Annotated in this window: 5 protein-coding genes; 2 read left to right on the forward strand and 3 right to left on the reverse strand. The window is 41.6% G+C overall.

Going from position 1 to position 4,828, the window contains the following annotated elements:
- Positions 1-416, reverse strand: a 416-nt coding sequence (locus V5N63_RS00345) for a PEP/pyruvate-binding domain-containing protein (protein ID WP_332032001.1), incomplete at its 3' end; no start/stop codon positions are given.
- A gap of 200 nt (positions 417-616) precedes the next feature.
- Here V5N63_RS00345 and V5N63_RS00350 point away from each other — a divergent pair.
- The gene (locus V5N63_RS00350) at positions 617-799 is read left to right on the forward strand and encodes a hypothetical protein (protein WP_265144409.1); all 183 of its coding nucleotides are present in this window, start codon (positions 617-619) and stop codon (positions 797-799) included.
- Between the two features lie 32 nt (positions 800-831).
- On the opposite strand, the gene V5N63_RS00355 is transcribed toward V5N63_RS00350, so the two are convergent.
- The gene (locus tag V5N63_RS00355; protein WP_332032003.1) at positions 832-1,854 is read right to left on the reverse strand and encodes a 3-oxoacyl-ACP synthase III family protein; all 1,023 of its coding nucleotides are present in this window, start codon (positions 1,852-1,854) and stop codon (positions 832-834) included.
- An 89-nt stretch (positions 1,855-1,943) separates the two neighbouring features.
- Between V5N63_RS00355 and V5N63_RS00360 the strand changes: the two genes are divergently transcribed.
- Positions 1,944-2,846: a magnesium transporter CorA family protein gene (locus V5N63_RS00360; RefSeq protein ID WP_332032005.1), complete on the forward strand. Its 903-nt coding sequence runs from the start codon at positions 1,944-1,946 to the stop codon at positions 2,844-2,846.
- Positions 2,847-2,923: 77 nt separating this feature from the next.
- Here V5N63_RS00360 and V5N63_RS00365 read toward each other — a convergent pair.
- A partial coding sequence (locus tag V5N63_RS00365) for a sodium-translocating pyrophosphatase (RefSeq protein ID WP_332032007.1) occupies positions 2,924-4,828 on the reverse strand: 1,905 nt, incomplete at its 5' end.

Consider the following 4,828-nt stretch of genomic DNA (forward strand, 5'->3'; position numbering starts at 1 on the left):
GCTCCGGAACGTACGGACATGAGTAAAGGATCTTTTACGTCCCCAAATTTTTTGCCCATAAGTTTTTCAACCTCTGCAAGGGCATTTTTTATCTGTTTTTCGAGATGGGCAGGATATGTTCTGTTGTGGTTATAAAAATAAGTACACACTTCGGTGGTTACCGTGAATCCTGGAGGAACCGGCAGTTTAAGATCTTTGTGCCCCGCCATTTCAGCAAGGTTCGCACCTTTACCTCCGAGAAGGTTTTTCATCGATTCGTTACCGTCTGCTTTTCCGCCTCCGAAGGAATAAACATACTTATCTTTAATGTTGCTGACACCGTTTTCTACAATGGGATTTTTCACTGATTGTTTCACGTTTGCTTTTCCTCCGTCTACGGAGTACACTTGCTGTTCTGCTTTGGCTTTGGTAGTCATAATATGTTAATTTTTAATTATTTCCTTTAAAAAACACAAGTAAATTTACGCAGAACCTGAAGTTAAAAACCAGATATCAGTGTGACAATTATCAATATTGACAAATTTCATATCCACACCAAATTCATTTAATTCATGAAAAGAAAAAAGAATTGCATCATTTTTGTACCCACGCAAACCAGAATATTAAAAAGAAAATTATGAAAACTTTATTTGCAGTCGCTATTTTGGGAACTTTATCATTTGCAAGCTGTGCCCAAAAAGAAGAAAAACGGGAAGAATATAAAGACTCACACAGCGTAGAGGAACGAAGAAATGCCGGAGTGGATTCCGCCGCATTTGAAAATGAAGCCCAAAAGGAGGATTCCCTGAAAGCAGAATAAAAAAAATGCGTCAATTGACGCATTTTATTACTTTAGTAATTAAAGAGTACGGAACCCCAGGTAAATCCGCTACCAAATGCGGAGAGGAGTACCAAATCTCCTTTTTTCACTTTACCCTGCTCGATCGCTTCGCTCAGCGCAATTGGAATTGATGCAGCGGTGGTATTGCCGTATTTCTGAATATTATTGAACACCTTATTATCCGGAAGACCCATTTTATTCTGTACAAACTGTGCGATGCGCAGGTTGGCCTGGTGCGGAATAAACATATCCAGATCATCCACCGTTTTACCGGCAGATTCCAGAGCCTCCATCATTGTTTCTGGGAATCTCGTTACTGCGTGTTTAAAAACGAAATTTCCGTTCATTACCGGATAAACTTCAGCATCGGTTACATTTTCGGGTTCCAGGCGCATCCGGTCGCTCCAGCCGTATTTGGACCCCGGAAATTTGGTGCAGAGTTCATCTGCATACTTCCCTTCGGAATGCATATTTACCGCTAAGATATCGCCAGCAGAATCTTCTTCAGAAGCAGAAAGAATTACGGCACCTGCACCGTCTCCAAAAATTACAGAAACTCCTCTTCCGGCATCAGAAAAATCGAGCCCGAAAGAATGCAGTTCCGCACCCACCACAAGAATATTTTTATAGGTTTTCGACTTAATAAAAGCATTGGCCACGCTCATCGCATATACAAACCCCGAACACTGGTTTCTTACATCCAACGCTCCAACGGTGTTGCAGCCCAGCATTTCCTGAAGCAAAACCCCACAGCCAGGGAAATAATAATCCGGTGACAGTGTAGCAAAAACAATATAATCGATGTCTTTTGCAGTGAGTCCGGCCATTTTCAAGGCTTTTTCTGAAGCTTTGAAAGCTAAAAATGCGGTAGTCTCATCGGCATCGTTCCGGTTTTTGCGGTGGTGGCGTTCTTTGATGCCTGTGCGTTCTGTAATCCACTCGTCACTGGTGGTCATCAGTTTCGAGAGGTCGTCGTTTGTTACGATGTTTTCAGGTACATAATGTCCTATTCCTTTGATAATGCTTTTCGTCATGACGATTAAAAAATTTATACAAATATAATTTTTATTTAAGGAATCGGGAATCTTTAATACCAACTGAAAATAATCATTAAATTTGTTGAATGCCAATAGAAATAATTTACCGTAAGGAGCACTGCGAATGGATTGATGTGGAAGCTCCAACGCAAGAGGATCTTAATTTTCTTCATGAAAGATATAATATCAATACGCTGCTTCTGGAGGATACAATTGATCCGAACCACCTGCCGAAATTTGAGCAGGACAATGGCGTGAAATTTTTTCTGATGCGCGAAAACACTGAACTGGAGCGCACGAACCTTAATACCATCAGCGATATTTCTACGAAACTGGGGATTTTCATGTTCCAACACATTATTATCACCGTTCACCGGATGAAAAACAGAAGTGTTTATGAATTTAAAAAAGAAATTCTCCTTCCGGAGTATGAAAGCATCAGTACCGATACCATTGCGCTGAAACTGGCTCTAAAAGTGATGAAATCTTTCGATGAAGAATCGCAGAACCTTTTGGAAACGATGGACAATATTGAAAATGAAATATTTCTGAAGACGACCAACCATTCCAACCAAATCCGCAGACTTTATAAACTGAAAAGAAAATCGGGTCTGAATGCCAGAATCCTGAATATTTCTGCGGACTGGATTGATAAATTTAAAACCCTAAGATTGAGTGATACTGAAATAAGCGACCTGAAAGACAAACACAAAGATGTAATCGCCGATTTTGAGCATCTGAATGCCCAAGTTACGAACCTTATATCAATGTTTCTGGCCATGAGCGACCAGAAGGCCAACCAGGTTATGAAAGTGCTGGCTATTTATTCCATGTATTTCTTCCCGATTACGTTTATCGCAGGAATCTACGGAATGAATTTCGAAAACATGCCGGAACTTCACCAGCCTTTGGGGTATTTTATGACATTGGGATTAATGGCCTTTATTACGCTGCTCACTTTTATTTACGTAAGAAGAAAGCGGTGGTAGGCTTTTAGAAATCGAAGGACGTATAAAATAAAAATCCCGGCTTTTTACAGTCGGGATTTATTTTTAAAAATGATTATTTAGAAGCTTAGAACTCTTACATCAATTCTTCTGTTCTGTGCTTTACACTCATCGGTATCGTTAGCCTCGCAAACCGGGAAGAGCGGTCCGTAACCTTCGGCTTCCACCCTGTCGCCAGCAATTCCCAATTCGAGTAATTTCAATCTGGCAGTCTGTGCGCGAAGGCTGGAGAGTTTCATGTTGGTATCTGAATTACCTGTATTATCTGTATAACCTCCGAGTTTAACTCTAACATTGGGATAAGCATTCAGGATTTCCGCAAGATTGGTCAACTGGGCTTCAGAACCCGGCTTCAAATCGCTGCTTCCGCTTTGGAAATGAAGATTTTCGATGGTGAACCATGTGTTCGGATCCAATAAAGCCTGATCTTTAAGCTTAATGCCGTTATACAGCGCATAGATCTGACTGTTCTGACCCATTAAGATGGATTTATCAGTTAATTTCACTTCCTGAACATTTCCTGTGTCATATACATAATCACCATCAGCATTTAAGCCTCCCCTAACTTCCTGTGGTGTAGCAGAAGTTCCTGCATCCATACCCGGCGTTTCTGCCGCGACGGTGGTTATTCCCATCATTTTATTGAGCGATTCCAGCTTTTCTTTTCTGTTATTTTCAATTTTATCTTTATGCATAATGGCTAAAGTTGGTGCAATAACCAAGGAAACAATCGACATCAATTTGATCAAAATATTCATTGAAGGACCTGAAGTATCTTTGAAAGGATCGCCAACAGTATCTCCTGTTACGGAAGCTTTGTGCGGGTCAGAACCTTTATAGAAGGTTTTACCATTAATATCCACTCCTTTTTCGAAGGATTTCTTTGCGTTATCCCAGGCACCTCCGGCATTATTCTGGAACATTCCCATTAGCACACCTGAAACGGTAGCTCCCGCAAGGAAACCACCCAAAACCTCAGGACCGAAAATAAATCCTACCAAAAGCGGAGAAACCAAAGCGATTGCGCCAGGTAATAACATTTTTTTGATTGATGCGTCTGTAGAAATGGCTACGCATTTTTCGTATTCCGGGGTTGCTTTACCTTCAAGAATTCCCGGAATCTCGCGGAACTGACGGCGAACTTCTTCTACCATCGCCATTGCTGCTTCTCCCACGGCTTTAATTGCCAAAGAAGAAAAGATAAACGGAATCATAGCACCCACGAATAAACCTGCCAAGACATCGGCTCTGTAAATATCAATTCCGTCAATCCCTGCAATACCTACAAAGGCCGCAAACAAAGCAAGCGCCGTTAGAGCCGCTGAAGCGATAGCAAAACCTTTTCCTGTTGCTGCTGTGGTATTCCCTACCGCATCTAAAATATCTGTTTTCTCACGAACTTCCTTCGGTAATTCGCTCATTTCTGCAATTCCACCAGCGTTATCGGCAATCGGTCCGAAAGCGTCAATCGCAAGCTGCATTGCCGTTGTTGCCATCATTCCGGCGGCGGCAATTGCCACTCCATACAATCCAGCACAAAGATAAGATCCGTAAATACCGCCCGCTAAAACCAGGATTGGTAAAAGAGTAGATTCCATCCCTACAGCAAGACCACCAATGATGTTGGTTGCATGTCCTGTGGAAGACTGTTTCACGATGCTTTTTACGGGTCTTTTACCCATCGCGGTGTAATACTCAGTTATGATACTCATTAAAGTTCCCACTACAAGACCTACGATAATCGCTCCGAAAACACCCATTTTGGTGAACTCGTGGCCTCTTAATGTCATGGTTTCAGGTAAAAGATAATTTACAAGGAAATAAGATGCAACAGCAGTTAATACAATACTCCCCCAGTTGCCCATGTTTAAAGCGTTCTGTACGGGAGCGGTATCTAATTCTGACGATTCACTGATTTTTACGAATAAAGTTCCGACCATTGAGAAAATAATTCCGATTCCGGC

Source organism: Kaistella sp. (assembly GCF_032060305.1).
Lineage (GTDB): Bacteria > Bacteroidota > Bacteroidia > Flavobacteriales > Weeksellaceae > Kaistella > Kaistella yananensis.

What these genes read in the sequence shown, in the direction of transcription:
- V5N63_RS00355 (WP_332032003.1), bottom strand. Translation starts at nt 1,854, where the DNA reads ATGACGAAAAGCATTATCAAAGGAATAGGACATTATGTACCTGAAAAC.
- V5N63_RS00360 (WP_332032005.1), top strand. Translation starts at nt 1,944, where the DNA reads ATGCCAATAGAAATAATTTACCGTAAGGAGCACTGCGAATGGATTGAT.
- V5N63_RS00350 (WP_265144409.1), top strand. Translation starts at nt 617, where the DNA reads ATGAAAACTTTATTTGCAGTCGCTATTTTGGGAACTTTATCATTTGCA.